The following is a 342-nucleotide window of genomic DNA, read 5'->3' as shown; positions in this document are numbered from 1 at the left end:
GCGTCGACCCGTACCCCGTCGGGGGTGCGGATCAGCCCGCACTTGGTGGCGAGGGTGACCCGGTCGCGGTGCCCGCCGGCCAGCGCGCGGCCGACGATCTCCTCGCTCAGGCCGGCCCCGTACATGTCGGCGGTGTCCAGGAAGTCCATGCCCCGGTCGAGGGCGCCGTGGATGGTGCGGATCGACTCGGCCTCGTCGGTGTCGCCGTAGAACTCGGCCATGCCCATGCAGCCGAGCCCGATCGCGGACACGTCCAGCCGACCGCCGAGCAGTGTGCGGCCGAGGGTGTGCGGTGCGGTGGTGGTCATGCCTTCTCCTCGTGATGCGGGGGTGGGGGTGGGG

Annotated in this window: 1 protein-coding gene; it reads right to left on the bottom strand. The window is 72.8% G+C overall.

From position 1 onward, the window contains the following. The coding region (locus AOK23_RS50540) for an aldo/keto reductase (RefSeq protein ID WP_240496650.1) at window positions 1–308 on the bottom strand (308 nt) is incomplete at its 3' end. Between the last annotated feature and the right edge of the window lie 34 nt (window positions 309–342).

It is taken from the genome of Streptomyces torulosus, from assembly GCF_001419765.1.
Classification (GTDB): Bacteria; Actinomycetota; Actinomycetes; order Streptomycetales; family Streptomycetaceae; genus Streptomyces; species Streptomyces torulosus.
This window is presented reverse-complemented; position numbering and strand designations above follow the sequence as displayed.